Source organism: Streptococcus infantis (genome assembly GCF_015546995.1).
In the GTDB taxonomy this organism is placed as follows: domain Bacteria; phylum Bacillota; class Bacilli; order Lactobacillales; family Streptococcaceae; genus Streptococcus; species Streptococcus infantis_J.
On record NZ_JADMUH010000026.1, the window covers coordinates 1 to 19557 of the forward strand.

At 39.6% G+C, this 19557-nt stretch carries 18 protein-coding genes and 2 pseudogenes; 12 read left to right on the forward strand and 8 right to left on the reverse strand.

Annotation, left to right across the window (positions count from 1 at the left end):
* Positions 1 to 630: DUF389 domain-containing protein (locus I1J71_RS07790; RefSeq protein ID WP_195184344.1), on the forward strand; the 630-nt coding region annotated here is incomplete at its 5' end.
* 210 nt (positions 631 to 840) lie between these two features.
* On the opposite strand, the gene thrS is transcribed toward I1J71_RS07790, so the two are convergent.
* Positions 841 to 2784, reverse strand: a complete 1944-nt coding sequence (thrS, locus tag I1J71_RS07795) for a threonine--tRNA ligase (protein ID WP_195184345.1) — start codon at positions 2782 to 2784, stop codon at positions 841 to 843.
* Positions 2785 to 3094: 310 nt separating this feature from the next.
* Positions 3095 to 3466, reverse strand: coding sequence for a hypothetical protein (locus I1J71_RS08655; protein WP_229026689.1), 372 nt, complete (start codon positions 3464 to 3466; stop codon positions 3095 to 3097).
* 205 nt (positions 3467 to 3671) lie between these two features.
* Between I1J71_RS08655 and rpsO the strand changes: the two genes are divergently transcribed.
* The 9 genes and pseudogenes from rpsO to I1J71_RS08720 all read left to right on the forward strand — a co-directional run.
* A complete protein-coding gene (gene rpsO / locus I1J71_RS07805; RefSeq protein ID WP_001018251.1) occupies positions 3672 to 3941 on the forward strand; it encodes a 30S ribosomal protein S15 in 270 nt (89 codons plus the stop codon).
* 431 nt (positions 3942 to 4372) lie between these two features.
* Positions 4373 to 5419 carry a FecCD family ABC transporter permease gene (locus I1J71_RS07810; protein ID WP_195184346.1) on the forward strand — a complete coding sequence of 349 codons (1047 nt, stop codon included), beginning with the start codon at positions 4373 to 4375 and terminating at the stop codon, positions 5417 to 5419.
* A gap of 1 nt (position 5420) precedes the next feature.
* Positions 5421 to 6176, forward strand: a complete 756-nt coding sequence (locus I1J71_RS07815; RefSeq protein ID WP_195184347.1) for an ABC transporter ATP-binding protein — start codon at positions 5421 to 5423, stop codon at positions 6174 to 6176.
* A gap of 23 nt (positions 6177 to 6199) precedes the next feature.
* Positions 6200 to 7210: an ABC transporter substrate-binding protein gene (locus I1J71_RS07820; RefSeq protein ID WP_195184348.1), complete on the forward strand. Its 1011-nt coding sequence runs from the start codon at positions 6200 to 6202 to the stop codon at positions 7208 to 7210.
* A complete protein-coding gene (locus I1J71_RS07825) occupies positions 7191 to 7886 on the forward strand; it encodes an alpha/beta hydrolase-fold protein (protein WP_195184349.1) in 696 nt (231 codons plus the stop codon). Before I1J71_RS07820 ends, I1J71_RS07825 begins: the two co-directional genes overlap by 20 nt.
* A gap of 152 nt (positions 7887 to 8038) precedes the next feature.
* Positions 8039 to 9382 (forward strand): DEAD/DEAH box helicase, encoded by a 1344-nt coding sequence (locus I1J71_RS07830; RefSeq protein ID WP_195184350.1) that lies wholly within the window; start codon positions 8039 to 8041, stop codon positions 9380 to 9382.
* Between the two features lie 172 nt (positions 9383 to 9554).
* A complete protein-coding gene (locus I1J71_RS07835) occupies positions 9555 to 9764 on the forward strand; it encodes a hypothetical protein (RefSeq protein ID WP_070677594.1) in 210 nt (69 codons plus the stop codon).
* A gap of 91 nt (positions 9765 to 9855) precedes the next feature.
* Positions 9856 to 10050 (forward strand): annotated as a pseudogene (locus tag I1J71_RS07840) (helix-turn-helix domain-containing protein); the annotation flags it as partial.
* A pseudogene (locus I1J71_RS08720) lies at positions 10043 to 10114 on the forward strand (IS3 family transposase); the annotation flags it as partial. The pseudogenes I1J71_RS07840 and I1J71_RS08720, both read left to right, overlap by 8 nt.
* A gap of 92 nt (positions 10115 to 10206) precedes the next feature.
* Here the strand turns inward: I1J71_RS08720 and I1J71_RS07845 are convergent.
* The 5 genes from I1J71_RS07845 to guaA all read right to left on the reverse strand — a co-directional run bounded on the left by I1J71_RS07845 (position 10207) and on the right by guaA (position 16540).
* The gene (locus tag I1J71_RS07845) at positions 10207 to 11208 is read right to left on the reverse strand and encodes a sensor histidine kinase (protein ID WP_070677590.1); all 1002 of its coding nucleotides are present in this window, start codon (positions 11206 to 11208) and stop codon (positions 10207 to 10209) included.
* A complete protein-coding gene (locus I1J71_RS07850) occupies positions 11198 to 11881 on the reverse strand; it encodes a response regulator transcription factor (RefSeq protein WP_070677588.1) in 684 nt (227 codons plus the stop codon). Before I1J71_RS07850 ends, I1J71_RS07845 begins: the two co-directional genes overlap by 11 nt.
* Positions 11882 to 11913: 32 nt before the next feature.
* Positions 11914 to 13968: an FtsX-like permease family protein gene (locus I1J71_RS07855; protein ID WP_070677586.1), complete on the reverse strand. Its 2055-nt coding sequence runs from the start codon at positions 13966 to 13968 to the stop codon at positions 11914 to 11916.
* Positions 13958 to 14731 (reverse strand): ABC transporter ATP-binding protein, encoded by a 774-nt coding sequence (locus I1J71_RS07860; RefSeq protein WP_070677584.1) that lies wholly within the window; start codon positions 14729 to 14731, stop codon positions 13958 to 13960. Before I1J71_RS07860 ends, I1J71_RS07855 begins: the two co-directional genes overlap by 11 nt.
* Before the next feature lie 246 nt (positions 14732 to 14977).
* A complete protein-coding gene (gene guaA, locus I1J71_RS07865) occupies positions 14978 to 16540 on the reverse strand; it encodes a glutamine-hydrolyzing GMP synthase (RefSeq protein ID WP_004253965.1) in 1563 nt (520 codons plus the stop codon).
* Positions 16541 to 16680: 140 nt separating this feature from the next.
* On the opposite strand from guaA, the gene I1J71_RS07870 reads away from it, so the two are divergent.
* A complete protein-coding gene (locus I1J71_RS07870; RefSeq protein ID WP_024054207.1) occupies positions 16681 to 17379 on the forward strand; it encodes a GntR family transcriptional regulator in 699 nt (232 codons plus the stop codon).
* 237 nt (positions 17380 to 17616) lie between these two features.
* A complete protein-coding gene (metK, locus tag I1J71_RS07875) occupies positions 17617 to 18807 on the forward strand; it encodes a methionine adenosyltransferase (RefSeq protein ID WP_195184351.1) in 1191 nt (396 codons plus the stop codon).
* A 46-nt stretch (positions 18808 to 18853) separates the two neighbouring features.
* Here metK and I1J71_RS07880 read toward each other — a convergent pair whose 3' ends face one another.
* Positions 18854 to 19486: a GNAT family N-acetyltransferase gene (locus tag I1J71_RS07880; RefSeq protein WP_195184352.1), complete on the reverse strand. Its 633-nt coding sequence runs from the start codon at positions 19484 to 19486 to the stop codon at positions 18854 to 18856.
* Positions 19487 to 19557: the final 71 nt, after the last annotated feature.

Here is a 19557-nt window from a genome sequence, read left to right on the forward strand (position 1 = left end):
AATATCGTACCAGGAGTAGCCATCGCAACAGCTCTGATGCCACCTATCTGCACTGCAGGATATGGTTTAGCTAATGGAAATGTACGATTTTTATTTGGGGCTCTTTATCTTTTCTTGATCAACTGTGTCTTTATCATGCTAATCAACATTGTTGGAACAAGAATTTTTATGAGAAAATCTCCCTTAAGTTCATTTAATGAGCTAAACATTAAAATGAAAATTGGATTGATATCCTTGATTATATTATTGGTTCTTCCAGCCAGCTATTCAGCAGTCACTCTGACGATGGATCAAGCACGAAAAGAAGGGATCAAACAATTTGTAGGAAAAGAGTTCGCCAATCATACGGTCATTAATCAAGTCTACAAGTCAAGTAGCAATGAATTAGTCTTGACGGTTGTTGGAGGTCCGATTTCAGAAGAAGAATTAGAAACCATTCGCCAAAAACAAGCCTCTTACGGTATTCAATCTGTTCAATTGAAAGTCAAGCAATTCAACAATTCGGCAAAATTAGATAGTGAGACGATTAAGGAATTTTACGAAAACATTGACAAGTATATCGATCAAAAACTCTCTGAAAAAGATTCACAAGATGACATCGTAAAAGAAATTGAGGCAGACAAGGACTGAGGATAGTCAACTTATCTAACTCATGGAAGCAAATCTTGGGAGGATATCCTATATCCAAAAGTTAATGGATAGAAAGGATTGTTGATGAGATACTATTTGTGGTGGTTTGATCAATCACTACTAACTCAGGTGAAACAAAATAGAAAAAGCAACAACTGAAATAGTTGTTGCTTTTTCTTACTGAAAAATGTTTCTCAGACTGTGATCGTTTTATTTCTCAACACGAGATTTGTTGGCGATATCAGCTAGGATTGCTGCTACAAACTCATCCACTGGGACAGTGTTCGTTTCTTTTTGTCCATAGCGACGAACGTTGACAGTTCCCTCTTCCATTTCCTTGTCACCAACGATTAATTGGTAAGGAATCTTGCTAGTTTGTGAAGCACGAATCTTGAATTGCATTTTCTCATTACGTTCATCCACATCAGCACGGACACCACGGTCACGGAGTTTCTTAGCTACTTCCCAAGCGTAGTCCACGTGTTTTTCGTTAGATACTGGGATGAGGGTTACTTGATGTGGTGCAAGCCATGTTGGGAAGGCACCCTTGTAGTTCTCAATCAAGATCGCTGTGAAGCGTTCCATTGTTGAGATAACCCCACGGTGGATCATAACTGGGCGATGTTCTTCACCATCAGCTCCGATGTATTTAAGGTCGAAGCGTTCTGGAAGCAAGAAGTCAAGCTGGATCGTAGAGAGGGTTTCTTCTTTTCCAAGGGCAGTCTTAACCTGGATATCCAATTTTGGTCCGTAGAAGGCAGCTTCACCTTCAGCTTCAAAGTAGTCAACCCCCATTTCATCAAGGGCAGCACGAAGCATGGTTTGGGCATTTTCCCACATTTCATCGTTATCAAAGTACTTGTGAGTATCTTGAGGGTCACGAAGAGAGAGGCGGAAACGGTACTCGTTTAGGTTGAAGTCTTCATAAACATCGATAATCAACTGAAGAGCACGTTGGAATTCTTCTTGGATTTGTTCTGGAGTCACAAAGAGGTGACCGTCGTTGAGAGACATTTCACGCACACGTTGAAGACCAGTGAGGGCACCAGATTTTTCATAGCGGTGCATCATCCCGATTTCAGCGATACGGATTGGCAATTCACGGTATGAGTGAACGTGGTGTTTAAAGACTTGGATGTGGTGTGGACAGTTCATTGGGCGAAGGACGAATTCTTCCCCATCTCCCATATCCATAGTTGGGAACATGTCTTCTTGGTAATGATCCCAGTGACCAGAAGTCTTGTAAAGCTCTACAGAAGCAAGTGGTGGAGTGTAAACGTGTTGATAGCCAGAAGCCAACTCTTTATCGACGATGTAGCGTTCTAACTCACGACGGATTGTCGCACCATTTGGCAACCAGAATGGAAGACCTTGACCAACTTCTTGAGAAATCATGAAGAGATCAAGCTCTTTACCAAGTTTACGGTGGTCACGTTCCTTAGCTTCTTCACGCATTTGAAGGTAGTTCTTCAAGTCTTTCTTGTCGAACCAAGCTGTACCGTAGATACGTTGCATCATAGCGTTGTCGCTATTTCCACGCCAGTAAGCACCTGCTACATTGAGAAGGTGGAAGATTTGGATACGGCCTGTTGATGGGACGTGTGGCCCACGGCAAAGGTCTACATATTCACCTTGACGGTAGATGGTCAAACCACCTTCATCTTCAGAGTGTTCTTCAATCAATTCCAATTTATATGGGTCGTTCTTGAAGATTTCACGCGCCTCGTCTTTAGTCACTTCTTCACGGATAGATGGGAAGTTTTCTTTAACGATTTTTTGCATTTCTTCTTCGATGCGAGGAAGGTCTTCGTTAGAGATTTGACCAGCTTGGTTATCTGTATCGTAGTAGAAACCATCTTCGATAGCTGGACCGACACCCAAATGAATGTCTGGGAAAAGGCGACGAGCTGCTTGGGCAAACAAGTGTGCAGCTGAGTGACGCAAGATGTCAAGAGCATCTTCGTGATCTGGTGTCACGATTTCGATGCTTCCGTCTTCAGTGATCGCACGAGTAGTGTCGATGAGTTTGCCGTTGAATTTACCAGCAAGAGCTTTTTTAGCTAGAGAATTGCTGATGGATTGAGCAATTTCAAAAGTTGTAACACCAGATTCGAATTCACGAACAGCGCCATCTGGGAATGTAATTTGAATCATGATTTTCTCCTTATAATCTTTTAAATATTTTAGTTATAGTGAAACTCTTTTTGATTTCTTCATCAAAAAAACAAAAAAGCGACATCCAAAAAGGACGTCGCAACGTGGTTCCACCTTCATTTATGTTCCTCAAAAAAGAGGGACACCTCTGATTGGCTCTAACGTGGCCACCGTTTTATGTTTGCATAAAAGTCAGTAGAGTAGTATCAGTATAGTCTTCCTATGCGTTCTCAGCAACCACGCACTCTCTGGTAGAAAGGGTCTAAGTGACTTGTCTCTATGCATTATTATAGCATGATTGTGAGATTTTTCAAGGATTTTGTGAAAGTTTTTTGTTTTTCAGTTTTTGAACCAGATACTTGATAGTGGCACCAATAACTGTACCTAGTAGAATAAGAATTTCATAGGCTAGGAAATAAACAATGATAAATTCTCTGAAAGGAATGATAGTAAAGCCATAGAGTAAGCAACTACCTAAAAGCCAATGCAGTGAAAAACCAAAACGGTAGCTATAAAGAAGTGAAACTATAAAAACTACAATGGGCGAAATGATGAATATATTTAGAAGATAGAGGCCTGTTAAATCAGGATTCGATGATAGTAGTATAAATAATCCATAAAGTGGCCAATAAAAGAAAAATATGACCAGATAGTAGGGGAGATATTGCGAGAATTTACGCATGGTAATCACCTCTCTTTTCAAGCTGTCTACTTAGATATCCTTCCTATAACTATTATAGCACATTTGAGGTATGGATAGTAAATCAGTTGACAAAGAACTTAGTTCTTGGTAGAATAAGAAATGTCGTAAAGACAAATAACTTCTTCTTGGTTACAGGCATGCCAACCTGTCACTCGGATGAAGCCAAATAAAAAGGAGAAACATCATGGCAATCTCAAAAGAGAAAAAAAATGAAATCATTGCACAATATGCACGTCACGAAGGTGATACAGGTTCAGTAGAGGTTCAAGTTGCTGTCCTTACTTGGGAAATCAACCACCTTAACGAACACATCAAACAACACAAAAAAGACCACGCTACTTACCGTGGATTGATGAAGAAAATCGGTCGCCGTCGTAACTTGCTTGCATACTTGCGTAAAAACGACGTTAACCGTTACCGTGAGTTGATCAACTCTCTAGGACTTCGTCGTTAATCTGCTTTATTTTCCACTTACATTGCGTTGTCACCTTACCTCGATATACTCAAGTATAATCTTCGGTTACGGTTCCTAGCACTGTAAGGTAAAATAAACCAGAATGATCTCCCTTCGGGGAGATTTTTTGTTTCACTAACATTTTTGTACAATCTTCGGCTTGTCGTCAAGTCTATAAACGTTTTATCCAGTAAGAATCATGATGCTAAGGGCGCTAAAAATCCGTATGAAAATAGGGAAAGGACACAGTGTTCGATGAACGCAAGGAGTTTCATCTTTTTCACTAGGATTTTAGCCCGAGCTCAAATAAGCTCTCTGACTTCAGGGGGCTTTTTTGTGTGCTTTTTTCTAGTCTTGTTCCTGATTTAGAAATGTGGTATACTAATTATGAAAATTGTCTAAATTTTTAATTTTTGTTAAAGGAGGGTTTCATGCTTTCCAAATTTTCTGGAAGTCATCAAAACCTACGATATTTTTTTCTCCTCGCTTTTTTGCTCGGAGCACTGGGAGTCTCTCTGTTTCTAGCTGTTTCTATGGGTTCAGTTCAAATTAGTTTGAGTGATACTTATCGGATAATTTTGAGTAAGATGGGAGCTCCGCTGGAGATAGGAGACCTTTCGAAGTCGACACTTGCGATTGTCTGGAATATGAGATTGCCACGGGTTTTTCTTGCTTTGATTGTGGGTGCAGGCCTTTCCATGTGTGGTAGTGTCATGCAGTCAACTGTCAACAATCCAATAGCAGAGCCCTATGTATTAGGAATTTCAGCCGGGGCAACCTTTGGAGCAACTTTGAGTATTATTCTTGGATTTAAAGTTATGATTGGTCTAGGATCTTTCCTCGGAGCGATTTTAGCAACAGTTACAGTTCTTCTCATTGCGTCCATGCAGGGTAGGATGACAACTTCTAGCTTAATCTTATCGGGTACGGTAGTGAATGCCCTATTTTTGGCTTTTTCAAACTTTATTATCTCTATTGGGGCCAATGCTGATAGCGTTATGACCATCAAGTTTTGGACCATGGGTTCTTTAGCGGGGACCTCATGGGGTCACTTAACCTTACCAACTATAATCGTGGGAATCGCTTTTTTATTTTTCTCTTCCCAATACCGTGTTTTCAATGCCATGATGATGGGTGATGAGGCGGCTTTGACTTTGGGAATTCCCTTGCGTTTTTATTGGTATCTCTATGTGACGATTGTAGCTGTGATGACAGCTATCTTGGTATCGACCTGTGGGATTATCGGTTTTGTCGGTTTGATTACACCGCATTTGGCGAGAAGTTTGGTAGGTACAAACTACAAAAGGCTTTTTCCGATTGCAACCTTACTAGGCGCCCTCTTTGTCGTCTGGGCAGATGTCTTTGCTCGCGTTTTGATTCAAAATACTGAACTACCAATTGGTATCTTCACAGCCTTAGTAGGTGCACCTTTCTTTATCTACATGGTTGCAAGTAGACGAAGGGAGGTGAGAGTCTGATATGGACTTAATGTGTCAGGATATTCACTTTGGAATCGGAGAAAAAAAGATTCTCAAAGGAGTCTCACTAAAACTGGAGCGCAACCAATTTCATAGCATTTTAGGACCCAATGGCAGTGGGAAGACTAGTTTACTGAAACTCATCTATCGTCAGGAAAAGCCTGATCAGGGCTTGATTTCTCTAGATGGGAAACCACTGGAACAAATGAGCCTCAAGGAAACGGCAAAACAGATGGCCGTCATCACCCAGTTCAATCAACTTCAGTTTGATTGTACGGTTGAGGAGATTGTCATGCTGGGTAGAACGCCCCATCTCTCTTTCTTACAAAAGGAAAAAGAAAAAGACCTTGCCTTGGTTGAGGATGCTTTGGTCAAGGTAGATCTGCTCGAAAAGAGAAATCGTCTCTACTCTTCTCTATCAGGAGGAGAGAAGCAACGGGTTTTATTGGCACGCGCCTTGGCCCAAGAGCCGACCCTCTTGCTCTTAGATGAACCGACCAATCATTTGGATATCAAGTACCAGCTGGATTTATTAAACATTGTCAAACATCTCCATATCAATGTGTTAGCCGTCTTGCATGATATTCAGCTGGCTTGTCGCTATTCAGACTATCTCTATCTGATGAACGAAGGAGAGATTGTTTACCAAGGGACTCCGAAAGAAACCATCACACCCGAGTCATTGCAGGCTGTCTATGGCGTTCAAAGTAAGATTACTTGGACAGAGGATCAGCAAGCTATGATTCACTATTTATAAAAATTAAAAAGGAAAATAAAAACATGAAAAAAACACTCAGTATTTTGCTTGTAACAGTAGCTACCTTATCTTTGGCAGCTTGTGGTAACGCATCTAAAGAAACAGCAACGACACCGGCTACAACAGAAGCTAGTCAAAAAGCTAATACAGAAACCAGCTATCCTGTAACAATCAAGACTTATGATGCTAAAGGAAATGAAGTTGAACAAGTCTTCGAAAAGGCTCCTGAAAAAGTCATCACCAACAACCTCTCAACAACTGAAATTCTACTTGAACTCGGTTTGAAGGATAAAATTGTCGGTATGCTCAATCCTGATAATGCGTTAACTGGTAAATACAAGGATGCTATTGAAGCCATCCCTCACATTGGTGATAAAAAATCTGTCTCACAAGAAACAGTTCTTTCTTATGAACCAGATGCCTTGATGGGACGCAACATGATGTTTTCTGAAAAGTCAATGGGAACCATTAGTGCTTGGAATGAAAACAAAATCCCTGTTTATACGCAAAAAGCTTCACTTTCCACTATCCAACAAGATTTAGGAAATATCGTAGAAGATGTGAAGAATCTTGGTACCATTTTCAATGTCCAAGACAAGGCGAATCAATACGCAGAACAATTACAAGCTAAAATCGATGCGGTTAAAAAAGCTAACCCAGAAACACAGGGTGAAAAGAAAAAAGCTCTGATTATGGTGGCCTACAATGACGAAACCTTTGGTGCCTACAAGTCAGCTCTTCAGGAAAGCTTGCTCAACCAACTTGGTTATACCAATGTCGCAACAGGAACTTCTGGTTTGACCTTGGAAAATCTAGTATCAATGGATCCAGAGTTGATTATCTATGTAACCAGCGATCGTAATCAAAAGTTAGATGAAAAAGCAGTGGATTTGATGAAGGCAAATGCTGTTTTGGAAAATGTACCTGCAATCAAGAATCAAAAAATCATGACTATCTCTTACGATGAGTTGATGGATTACGGTCCTGCAGTGATTGATTCCCTTGAAAAAATCAATGACTTTATCAAGAAATAAGGAGTTTAACTGGGAAGGGATTCAAGTTAGGGTCAGTCTTCCTTCAAACTATGATCCTCAACAAGCCTATCCACTTGTGCTTTTAAATGATGGACAATTGGACTATTTGTCAGACCTATCTCAATCAGTGATTTTGGTGGGTTTGATTCCAGAAAATCGTCTGGATGACTTTACACCCTGGCAGTCTGATGCATTGAAAGAAGGGGCTCCGGATTTTGGTGGGAAGGTAGAAGCCTATCATGAGAAGCTCTTTCAAGGAATTCTAACAACTCTAAAAAAAGACTACTTGATTGATGAAAATAGGATTGCATATGGTGGTTATTCACTTGGTGGTCTTGCTGCTATCTATAGTCTCTATAGTAGTTATCTTCCTGTGACCTGTATCTTTTCTGTCTGTGGTTCTTTCTGGTATCCAGACTTTACAGAATTTTGTAGGGAACATGACCTGATACAGAGTCAAAGTCTTATTTATCTGCAAAATGGTCAGATAGAAGGTGCCAATCATTCCAATCGCCTGTCTAAGGCTCCTGCTTTTGCAAAGGAGCTACATGAACTGATTTCAGAGAAATTTCCCTCGACTTATTCCATATTTGATGCTTATGGCCATCATGAAGCTCTTGACCAACGCTATCATCAGTTTTGTGATTGGCTGAGAGAAGAGTGGAAGCTCAATTAATCTTATAACACTCCTTGTTCAAGGTAACTAGGAGTGTTTCTTATGTATGCTTGGTTGTTAAAATGTTCATGGTATTATTCTTGACGGAAATCCAGTCCCTGTAATAGACTAAATTATGGTATAATGAATAGATAGATAGAATCGAGGAAATTATGTCATTTACACAATTTAAATTTAAGAAATATATAGAAAAAGCTTTGGAGGAGTTGAAGTTTACGACTCCTACCGAGGTGCAGGAAAAGTTGATTCCTATTGTCCTAGCAGGTCGTGACTTGGTTGGTGAATCAAAAACAGGTTCAGGTAAGACTCATACTTTCTTGTTACCGATTTTCCAACAGTTGGATGAAGAGAGCGATAGTGTGCAAGCAGTTATCACAGCACCAAGTCGTGAATTAGCGACTCAGATTTATCAAGCGGCTCGTCAGATCGCATCACATTCAGATGTTGAGATTCGTGTTGCCAACTATGTTGGTGGTACAGATAAGGCTCGCCAAATTGACAAACTGGCAAGCAATCAGCCACATATTGTCATCGGAACTCCAGGTCGTATCTATGATTTGGTAAAATCAGGTGATTTGGCTATTCACAAGGCTAAGATTTTTGTTGTCGATGAAGCCGACATGACCTTGGATATGGGATTCTTGGAGACAGTCGATAAGATTGCAGGAAGCCTTCCAAAAGACTTGCAGTTTATGGTCTTTTCAGCGACTATCCCACAAAAACTGCAACCATTTTTGAAGAAGTACTTGTCAAATCCTGTCATGGAAAAGATCAAGACCAAGACAGTTATCTCTGACACCATTGACAACTGGTTGATTTCGACCAAGGGTAGAGACAAGAACGCTCAGATTTATGAGTTGACTCAAGTCATGCAGCCGTATCTTGCCATGATTTTTGTCAATACAAAAACTCGTGCGGATGAATTGCACAGCTACCTAACAGCTCAAGGATTAAAGGTGGCTAAGATCCATGGAGACATTGCTCCTCGTGAACGCAAACGAATCATGAATCAGGTGAAAAATCTTGATTTTGAGTATATCGTAGCAACTGACCTAGCTGCGCGTGGGATTGACATCGAAGGTGTTAGCCACGTTATCAACGATGCTATTCCACAAGACTTGTCCTTCTTTGTTCACCGTGTTGGACGAACTGGACGTAATGGTCTACCAGGTACAGCCATCACCCTCTATCAACCAAGTGATGACTCTGATATTCGTGAGTTGGAGAAATTAGGAATTAAGTTTGTACCTAAGGTTGTTAAAGATGGAGAGTTCCAAGACACTTATAACCGTGACCGCCGTGCCAATCGTGAGAAAAAACAAGAAAAACTGGATATCGAAATGATTGGCTTGGTCAAAAAGAAAAAGAAAAAAGTCAAACCAGGCTATAAGAAGAAAATTCAGTGGGCGGTCGATGAAAAACGCCGTAAAACCAAACGCGCAGAAAGTCGTGCCCGTGGACGTGCAGAACGTAAGGCTAAACGTCAAACATTTTAAACATCAGACAGTAAAACCAAGTGGTTTTACTGTTTTTTATAGTTCAACATTGGGATTGTCAGATTTCATAAGTAGAAGATATTGGGAATCTTAAAATCTAATCATAACATTCTTTTATTTTTCTGAAGTTTATAATATACTTAAATTAAAAGTAGATTGTAGGAGAAGATAAATGAAAGATTTTAAAAATTTTATTGCTGGGATTGGTGAAATAAATGTTATTGCTTATTTGATATATGTGTGTACCGGTCTCGCTCCTCTCTTTCATATATTGATTATTGGTTCAGAAGTGACTACTGGAAAAATAGTTTTAACCATCTTAGGTATACTTTACGTTATCCTTTTAACGATTGCTAGAATTTATCGAAAGTTTTTCTGGTAAGAATCATCATGAAATATTAAAATCCCGTCAGAAATTTGAACTGCACCCCAAAAGTTAGACAGAAAAAATCTAACTTTTGGGGTGTTTTATTATGAAATTGAATTATGAAGATAAAGTTCAGATTTATGAACTAAGAAAGCAAGGACAAAGCTTCAAACAGCTTTCGAAAAGATTTGGAGTGGATGTTTCTGGTCTAAAGTACATGATGAAATTAATTGACCGTTATGGCATAGATATCGTCAAGAAAGGGATGAATCGTCATTATTCTCCAGAACTAAAACAACAAACGAATTAAAGTCAAACTAAAAGGACTTAGCCCTGTGCAATACAGAACTAAATCCTTTCAATAATTATTTGTCCAACTTTTGGGGGTCAGTACAGCTTTCCTTTTTGGTATAAAATATGTGCTTTCTATGACTAGGCAATTTTCTTAATCGAAAAATTACGAAATAGAAAGAGAGATTTCAAATCCATGCATCCATTCGGATTTTACTACGATGTCGATTTTTAAAGCATCTGCTAATTGTTTGACAAGATAGAGACCCATGCCTGTTGATTTTTTCCTTGTCTCTCCTGAATCACCTGTAAATCCTTTTTCAAAGATATGAGGGAGGTCGCAAGCTTTAACTCCACACCCATTATCCCTAATAATCAGGGTTTTGCGCCCCTTGTCACTTGACATAGAAATCTTGAGTTCTGGTTTGTCAGAGCTATATTTAAGGGCGTTGGCTAGTATTTGAGACAGGATAAATCCAAAACTGCGTTGATCGGTGTAGCAGGTTCCTTGTATGTTTTCTAACTTAATCGTAAAATTCTTTTCTTTGAGCAAGGGATCAAAGTTCTCCAAAAGATCTTGGATACACTCTTCTAGGTCAAGGTCTTCAAATAGAAAATCATTTTTCTCACTTTTCACCCTGTAGTAGAATAAGATCTGTGATACATTTCCTTGGATTTGATTTTTCACATAGTCCAATTTAAAAGCAGTATCCTCAGGTAGTTGGTCACTTTGATTGTCTAAAAGGAGGGAAAGAAGCGATAAAGGAAGTTTAATCTCATGCGCCCATTTTTCAACATAGTCCTCGTACTCGGCTAGTAATGAGTTGAGTTTTCCTATTTGAGCCTGCTTTTGATAAAGTGTATCTGCTATTTTTTCAATGCTTTCTTTCTCTGAGGCACTTGATAAATTCAATAATTCAAGCTCAGTATCGATCTTAGGATTGGCTATGAAGGCTTTATAAGCAGCGGCTTTTTTTCTTTCTTTTCTTATAAGTAAGAAAGATAGGATGAAAAAAAGCAGGACGGTGGCTAAAATATAGAGAAGGATGAGAGCTTGAAACATTCTCACATCTGAAAGCCAAAGCAGGACAGCTGTAAATAGATCAAATGCTAAGAGAACAAATAACCAAGGCAGATAACTAGCTAGATATTTTAGATTATGTTTCATCTGGACTTACCTCTTCTAGCTTGTAACCAATACCTCTGACGGACTTGACTTTAAGGGCAATGCCAACCTGTTTCATCATCTTTTTCAGCCTTGCAATGTTTACTTGTAGGGCATTTTCATCGATGAACTCAGTTGTATTCCACAGTTTCATGCTTAGTTCTTCTTTTGTGACGACAGAACCAGTTGCCACTAATAAGGTTTCTAACAATTTCCCTTGGTTTTTAGGGAGTAAAATCGAATGTCCGTTGATATAAAGAGTATAGGTATTTCTATCCAGCAGGAAATTATCTTTTTCAAGCAAATTTTGTCTACCTTCATAGCGTTTCAAGATGTTTTCTATACGAGCCAAGAATCTTTCTTTCTTGAAAGGTTTTGTTAAGTACTCGTCAGCCCCTAATTTTAGGGCGTAAATCTCATCTTTTAGTTGTTCACGGGAGGTGAGAACCAATATGGGCACAGAGCGTTTGGACTTGAGATTCTTACAAATGTGGAAACCTGTTTCTCCTGGCAAATTCAAATCTAGTATGATTAAATCCGTATCGTATTGCAATACTTGCTGGCTTGTATCTTTGAAGTCAGTCAACTTATCAACTTGATAACCCGCATTCTCTAACAAAATGACAATTTCATCTCGAATCAAGGTTTCATCTTCAATAACCAGAATATGCTTCATACCGGCTCCTCCTTTTCCTATTTTATTCTACTTTATTCACCTCTTTTGGGTTCCATCAATGACAACAAGTACTTGTTGCTATTTTTCTTTACAATTCTTATATAGATGACTTCAAATCCAGCTAACAGCAGTATTATCACCATGGCTGTGATAAATTTCTGCCCCATGGCCATTCTTGCACTGGCTGGTAATATTCCTGTGAGGAGGGAGCTCACTCCGAAGCTACTACTGATAAGTGCAAGGGCTATTGGTAGACCAAAATACCAGTTGATTTGCTTTTCTGACGATTTACAAAGAGTTTCGTAGTTGGCTCCAAGATGGATCAAGGTTTGGTATCGTCTGTAGGATTGTCTTTGTCCCATCAAAAACTGAACGCCAATGATTGTATTTGCCACAACAAGGAAGATGATAGCCAGATAGATGGTGATATAGCTGGCAGAGATAATGTAAAATAATTGTCTTCCCATATTTTGTATATAGCTTTCATAGCCAAGAGAGGTTTGATTTAGCTTTTCATTGGTATCTGAGATAGCCCTCATCAGGCCTTTTTCCTTGACTAGCTCAGGAGCTAAGATACCGCTGACATAGTTCGAGTATCGACCGTCTGTATAGTTCATAAAGACTTCATCTGGGACTATGAGGGCAACAGAGAGGGTGATTTCACGATCCGTTACAATCGGTAAAGACTGAACCTCTCCAATCAATTTTACATCATTTCCCATGACTTTGATTTGAGGCTTTGTCTTTAGGACAGAGTTGACGAGACTTTCATCTGGCAGAAAATCTTTCCCCATATACAAATATGCTTCCTTACTAGTTAATTCTAGAGGAGGGAGATTGGCAACCTTTCTAAGTTCATTGTATTCGGAAACTGGTATGAGGTGGGAAGTAGTAGACTGTTTAAATCTTTGGAGCAAAATTTCCTTGTTCTTGCTGTCTTTTTGCTTTTTCAACTCCTTGATAATCTCTTCGAAGGACACGGACTCGTGTTCTTTAGGTTTGCCTACTTTAATTTGCAGAATCTTTGAAAACTGTGATTCTAGTCCAGCAGCTTCAAGCTCTTTTTTTACTGTACTTACATCAAGATTTTCATCTGTATCCTGCTTGCTATCTCTAAATGTATAATCCAATACGTGGGTTTGATTGCTTGAATTGCCACTTGCAATGGCAACACCTGCTCCAAAGAGGCACAAGGCAGAGAAGATTAAGAGGGAGCAGATGGCCAGTATAGTTGAGCGCTGGATAACTAATTCCTGAATCTGTCTAAAATTATAGGCATGAAGTTTTCGATTGTTTCCAAGCTTGACCAAAAAGTCTATAAATAAACGCATACCAAAGAAGAGGAGGATAGTTCCTAGAGTCCCCAAGAAAACAGTGATGCCCATGGTTATGACACTCTCCCAAGCTCGTCCACTCATCCCCAAGTAATAGGCTGTTCCTAGAAGCAAAATTCCGAGGACAGAAGCAAGAAGGTATACCCCCTTGGGGAGTAGTTTCTTCATTCCAGAGGGTGAATAGGCAAGCAGGTTTCCGATTTCCATATTGGCCGTCTTTGCACTTAAAAGGACAAAAACAGCTAATTTTACGGCTAGGAAGCCGATGACTGTATAGAGTAGAGCTGTGGTAGATAGAGAAAATTGATGTTCAATAATCCCTAGTCCCACAATTTTAGCGGTTATTAGGCTGATTAGTTCTGAAATCAAGATAGAAATTGGAAGGCCTATTCCAAGGGCAAGGACACTGTTTCTCAAATCCTCGAGTAGGAGCAACAAGAACAGTTTGCTTCTTCGCATCCCTAGCGTTAGATAGACACCAAATTCATGTTTTCTCCTTTCCATCTGCATACTGCTTGCGAAGTAGACTAGAAAAAAGAGAATAAAGAGGGTTGCTACATAAAGAATGGGAATCATGCTAAAGAGTTTATTTACAGCGTCACTCTCTATTTGTTTGAGAAAGATCATCACATCTTGATGGGACAAAGAAAGGATGATGTAAAAGGAGATAATAGAAAGAACCATGGAACTGAAATACAAGCCATTATTCTTTCGATCCCTCTTGCTATTTCTTGAGACTAATTTAGAAAACATTGCCATCACCTCCAGCTAGGGCTGCCATGACCTTTAGTATTCTGTGGTAAAAATCTTCTTGACTTTCTCTTGGATAATCGCGTCGAATTTCATGGAATAGTTTTCCGTCTTGGATAAACAAGATGCGGTTGCAAAAGCTGGCAGCGACTGAATCGTGGGTCACCATGAGAATGGTGGTTTCTTCCACTTGATTCATTTCGGATAATTTTTGCATCAAAATGGTCGCATTTTTTGAATCCAAAGCTCCTGTGGGCTCATCTGCAAATACAATCTTAGGGTCTAAAATCAAGGCACGCGCAGCAGCTACCCTTTGTCGTTGACCACCTGATAATTGAGATGGGAACTTATCCAGAAGTTCAGAAATATCTAGATATTGGGAAAGCAATTTTAACCGAACCTTGCTTTCGTTGGCATCGACCTTGTGCAAAGACAAGGGGAGTAAAATATTTTCTTTGGCTGTCAGATTGTCCAAAAGCTCAAAATTCTGGAAGAGATAGCCAATTTCCTTGCCTCTATAATCTGCTAATTGACTACCTTTTAACTGACCTAAATCTTTTTCTTGCATTTGAATGGAGCCGTCAGTTGGTTTGATGATAGTAGCGAGACAGTTAAGAAGGGTTGTTTTCCCAGAACCACTGCTCCCCATAATCCCTAAGAACTCACCTTTGACAACTTGAAAAGATATACCGTTCAAGGCTTTGGTGATATTCGGCTCTTTTCCATAATACTTTTTTAATGATTCTACTCGTAAAATTGTTTCCATGTGAAACACCTCCATCTTTTGTTACTTTCATTATAATATGAATCAGAGTAGAATAACACTTACGGATGATGTAAGAAATCTTTATCATTAGGTTATTGGAGCTATACTTACTATATTATAGCATGGTTTCAAGGATTTAAAAAGAGGAGTTGAGAGTCGAGAAATTATCCTAATATTGAAATTATAAAAAATAATACCACTGTAGTCCATGCTCCAGCAGTATTATTTATTATTTTATAGGAAACTTTATTCCCACTCAACGGTTGCAGGTGGTTTACTTGTAATATCATAGACGATGCGGTTGACATGGTCAACTTCGTTTACGATACGAACAGAGATTTTTTGGAGAACTTCCCAAGGGATCTTAGCGAAGTCAGCTGTCATACCATCGATAGAAGTGATAGCACGGATAGCGATGGTGTAGTCGTAAGTACGTCCATCTCCCATAACACCTACTGAACGAACGCCAGTGTTAACAGTGAAATATTGCCAGATGTCGCGGTCAAGGCCAGCTTTAGCGATTTCTTCACGCAGGATAGCGTCTGATTCACGAACTGTTTCAAGTTTTTCTTCAGTGATTTCTCCCATGACACGGATAGCAAGTCCTGGTCCTGGGAATGGTTGGCGCCATACGATGTGGTCTGGCATTCCAAGTTCAGTACCAAGTGCACGAACTTCGTCCTTGTAAAGAGTGTTGAGTGGCTCGATCAGTTCAAACTGCATGTCTTCTGGGAGTCCACCAACATTGTGGTGAGACTTGATGGTTTGAGCAGTATCCGTACCAGACTCAATCACGTCAGTATAAAGAGTTCCTTGAGCAAGGAATTTCACATCTGTTAGTTTGCTTGCTTCGTCATCAAAGACATAGACAAATTCGTTACCGATAATCTTCCGTTTTTGTTCAGGATCAGATACACCAGCCAATTTATCAAGGAAACGTTTGGCAGCGTCTGCTTTAACGATGTTGAGACCAAACTTACCACCAAGCATATCCATAACTTGGTCAGCTTCCCCTTTACGAAGAAGACCGTGGTCTACAAAGATACAGATTAATTGATCGCCGATTGCTTTTTGGAGAAGAACCCCAACAACAGAAGAGTCAACACCACCAGAAAGTCCGAGAAGAACACGTTTATCTCCAACTTTTTCACGGATTTGTTTGATTTGCATCTCGATGAAGTTATCCATAGTCCAGTCACCTTTGGCACCACAGATATTTAAAGCAAAGTTACGCAAAATATCATAACCGTGAACTGAGTGGCGAACTTCTGGGTGGAATTGGATACCGTAAATTTTCTTATCAGGGTTTTCAATAGATGCATAAGGACAGTCTGCAGAAGTTCCAGTACGAACAAAGTCAGCAGGAATTTCCGTTACAGCATCCCCGTGACTCATCAAGACAAGTTGCTCATCTGGAGTACCCGCAAAAAGAGCTGATTCTGTGTGAGTCAATGTTGATTGACCGTATTCACGGTTACCAGCGTCACCTGCAGGAACAACCTTACCACCAAGTTTGTGAGTCAATAGCTGCATACCATAACAGATTCCCAAAATCGGAATACCGAGTTCAAAAATCTCTGGGTCAATATCAAACGATCCTTCTTCGTAAACAGAGTTTGGACCACCTGAAAGTACAATCCCGATAGGATTGATAGCACGTACTTCGTCAGCCGAAATCTTGTGACTTTTTAGTTCTGAAAAGACACCAATCTCACGGATACGACGTGAGATGAGTTGGTTGTACTGGCTACCATAGTCTAGTACGATGATCTTTTCGACATCTTGCAAATCAGTTGAAATGTTGCTCATCTTTTCCCTTTCTTCAAAGAAATATCTTCTTGAATATTCTATCATAAAAGGGTTAGAATTACCAACTAAACAAGTGCGGTTTGACTTTTCCCTATGAGTTACGGTACAATGGAAAAAATAAAGAAAAGAAGTGATCAAGCATGTTACCAGCTTATATGAAAATCCACGACCAAATCAAGAAAGACATTGATGAGGGAAGTTGGAAAATTGGGGAAAGACTTCCAAGTGAGCGAGACTTAGCAGAAGAATTTGCCGTTAGCCGCATGACCTTACGTCAAGCAATCTCTCTTTTGGTTGAAGAAGGGGTTTTGGAACGACGTGTAGGTAGTGGGACCTTTGTTTCAAGCACACGTGTTCAGGAAAGAATGCGTGGAACAACTAGTTTTACGGAGATTGTTAAAGCTCAAGGTAAAACTCCGTCTAGTCACTTGATTTCTTATCGTCGAACCATTCCAAATGAGCAAGAAGTGGCTAAATTAGGTTTACTGCCAACTGATAATATCATTCGTATGGAACGTGTTCGCTATGCGGATAAGGTTCCTGTTGTCTATGAAGTGGCGTCGATTCCTGAGAAATTTATCAAAAATTTCAAAAAAGAAGAAGTAACCAAGCACTTCTTTCAAACCTTGCAAGAGCATGGTTATCGAATTGGTAAATCTCACCAGACCATATACGCACGTTTAGCAAAAGAAAAGATAGCTCATTACTTAGAAGTTGAAAAAGGGCATGCTATTTTAGGTTTGACTCAGGTTTCTTACTTTGATGACGGAACGGCTTTTGAGTATGTAAAGAGCCAATACGTTGGAGAACGGTTTGAATTTTATCTAGAAAATAATTAGTTTATAACATCACTCTTAGAGTAGAAACTCATCTACTATAGGAGTTTTTATTTGGTTATTATTAGAAAACATTTTCCTAGTAAGAAAAATAGCAATCATACGAGTTTTTTTTAAAGATTCGTGTTATAATAGTTAGGTTATATGGTCCCGATAAGGTGGTAGAAATTCATTGCGAATAGTTTTTCTATCAGTACTTTGTAACTCTATAACGAATATTTTTTAAGGGGGGACATTTTTATGTCAGAACGTAAATTATTCACGTCTGAATCTGTATCTGAGGGGCATCCAGATAAGATTGCAGACCAAATTTCAGATGCTATCTTGGATGCTATTTTAGAGCAAGATCCAGAGGCGCACGTTGCTGCTGAGACAGCTGTTTATACTGGTTCAGTACATGTTTTTGGTGAAATTTCAACCAATGCCTATGTCGATATTAACCGAGTGGTTCGTGATACTATTGCAGAAATCGGTTATACCAATACAGAGTACGGTTTTTCTGCGGAGACGGTAGGAGTACACCCATCCTTGGTAGAACAATCACCAGATATCGCTCAAGGGGTTAATGAAGCCTTAGAAGTTCGTGGAAATGCGGATCAAGATCCACTTGATTTGATTGGGGCTGGAGACCAAGGTCTCATGTTTGGTTTTGCGGTGAATGAGACAGAAGAACTCATGCCATTGCCAATTTCTTTGAGCCACAAGTTGGTTCGTCGTTTGGCAGAGCTTCGTAAGTCTGGTGAAATTAGCTACCTTCGTCCAGATGCCAAATCGCAAGTTACTGTTGAATATGATGAAAATGATCAACCAGTGCGCGTGGATACAGTTGTTATTTCAACCCAACATGATCCAGAAGTGAGCAATGAACAAATTCATGAAGATGTGATTAACAAAGTTATCAAAGAAGTGATTCCAGCTTCTTACCTGGATGATGAGACTAAATTCTTCATCAATCCAACAGGTCGTTTCGTTATCGGAGGTCCTCAAGGGGACTCAGGCTTGACGGGTCGTAAAATCATCGTAGATACTTATGGTGGTTACTCACGTCACGGTGGTGGTGCCTTCTCTGGTAAGGATGCCACTAAGGTTGACCGTTCAGCTTCTTATGCAGCTCGTTACATTGCAAAAAACATTGTTGCTGCAGGTCTTGCTAAGAAAGCAGAAGTGCAATTGGCTTATGCCATTGGTGTAGCTCAACCTGTATCTGTCCGTATCGATACTTTTGGTACAGGAACAGTAGCTGAAAGTAAACTTGAAAAAGCAGCGCGTCAAATCTTTGACCTGCGTCCTGCAGGAATTATCCAAATGCTGGACCTCAAACGTCCGATCTACCGTCAAACAGCGGCTTATGGACATATGGGACGGACAGACATTGACCTTCCGTGGGAACGTTTGGACAAGGTAGAAGCCTTGAAAGAAGCCGTTAAGTAAACTAAAAAAAGATTGGTCCTTAGACCAATCTTTTTTATGTTAAAAATTAGTTATCCAGGGTTTTTACAAAAGCCCAGTTTCCAATAGATTTTGTTCCGTATTCTAACATCGTCGAATCTAGTAATTCATACTTGTTTTTTTCATAGAAGCAAACATTTTTTTCAGTACTAGTAATCAAGCCCAAGCGTTTGCAGCCTTTGGATTTAAGATAAGGTTCAACACCTTCTTGTAGAAAAGCACTCCCGATTCCTTGGTTTTGACTAGAAGCGCTGACTCCCAACATCATCAAATACCAGTCAAAATTTCCTGATCTTTTCAAATGCTGTTCGGAACGTTCCACCAAATCAAGATATTTCAAGAGATTGCGCGGAGTAATAAAACGGAAAAGCTTGGCAATACCATTCAACAGATAAGATAGGATGGAAAAATCCTTTTGTTGTAAAAGTGCGATAGCCAGGATTTCCCCATCTCGTTCAGCAACTAGACAAGTCTCTCCTTTGATGTAAAGTCTGGTCAAAAGGCTATACAACAATTCTAAGAATGCTGGGTAATATTCTGGTTTCTTTAAATCATCTTTGATAAGAGTCATGAAAGGGTAGTCCATAAAGGCACCAGCCAACACTTTTCCAATTTTTTGATATTCATCTAGCCTGGCTTCTCTGTATACTATTTCTTTCATATCAAACTCCTTCATTAAAATCTCTCTATCTATTATAACGAAATTTCTCACATTTTTCGATTGAAATGTGA

What these genes read in the sequence shown, in the direction of transcription:
- thrS (WP_195184345.1), bottom strand. Translation starts at nt 2,784, where the DNA reads ATGATTCAAATTACATTCCCAGATGGCGCTGTTCGTGAATTCGAATCT.
- I1J71_RS08655 (WP_229026689.1), bottom strand. Translation starts at nt 3,466, where the DNA reads ATGCGTAAATTCTCGCAATATCTCCCCTACTATCTGGTCATATTTTTC.
- rpsO (WP_001018251.1), top strand. Translation starts at nt 3,672, where the DNA reads ATGGCAATCTCAAAAGAGAAAAAAAATGAAATCATTGCACAATATGCA.
- I1J71_RS07810 (WP_195184346.1), top strand. Translation starts at nt 4,373, where the DNA reads ATGCTTTCCAAATTTTCTGGAAGTCATCAAAACCTACGATATTTTTTT.
- I1J71_RS07815 (WP_195184347.1), top strand. Translation starts at nt 5,421, where the DNA reads ATGGACTTAATGTGTCAGGATATTCACTTTGGAATCGGAGAAAAAAAG.
- I1J71_RS07820 (WP_195184348.1), top strand. Translation starts at nt 6,200, where the DNA reads ATGAAAAAAACACTCAGTATTTTGCTTGTAACAGTAGCTACCTTATCT.
- I1J71_RS07825 (WP_195184349.1), top strand. Translation starts at nt 7,191, where the DNA reads ATGACTTTATCAAGAAATAAGGAGTTTAACTGGGAAGGGATTCAAGTT.
- I1J71_RS07830 (WP_195184350.1), top strand. Translation starts at nt 8,039, where the DNA reads ATGTCATTTACACAATTTAAATTTAAGAAATATATAGAAAAAGCTTTG.
- I1J71_RS07835 (WP_070677594.1), top strand. Translation starts at nt 9,555, where the DNA reads ATGAAAGATTTTAAAAATTTTATTGCTGGGATTGGTGAAATAAATGTT.
- I1J71_RS07845 (WP_070677590.1), bottom strand. Translation starts at nt 11,208, where the DNA reads ATGAAACATAATCTAAAATATCTAGCTAGTTATCTGCCTTGGTTATTT.
- I1J71_RS07850 (WP_070677588.1), bottom strand. Translation starts at nt 11,881, where the DNA reads ATGAAGCATATTCTGGTTATTGAAGATGAAACCTTGATTCGAGATGAA.
- I1J71_RS07855 (WP_070677586.1), bottom strand. Translation starts at nt 13,968, where the DNA reads ATGTTTTCTAAATTAGTCTCAAGAAATAGCAAGAGGGATCGAAAGAAT.
- I1J71_RS07860 (WP_070677584.1), bottom strand. Translation starts at nt 14,731, where the DNA reads ATGGAAACAATTTTACGAGTAGAATCATTAAAAAAGTATTATGGAAAA.
- guaA (WP_004253965.1), bottom strand. Translation starts at nt 16,540, where the DNA reads ATGAGCAACATTTCAACTGATTTGCAAGATGTCGAAAAGATCATCGTA.
- I1J71_RS07870 (WP_024054207.1), top strand. Translation starts at nt 16,681, where the DNA reads ATGTTACCAGCTTATATGAAAATCCACGACCAAATCAAGAAAGACATT.
- metK (WP_195184351.1), top strand. Translation starts at nt 17,617, where the DNA reads ATGTCAGAACGTAAATTATTCACGTCTGAATCTGTATCTGAGGGGCAT.
- I1J71_RS07880 (WP_195184352.1), bottom strand. Translation starts at nt 19,486, where the DNA reads ATGAAAGAAATAGTATACAGAGAAGCCAGGCTAGATGAATATCAAAAA.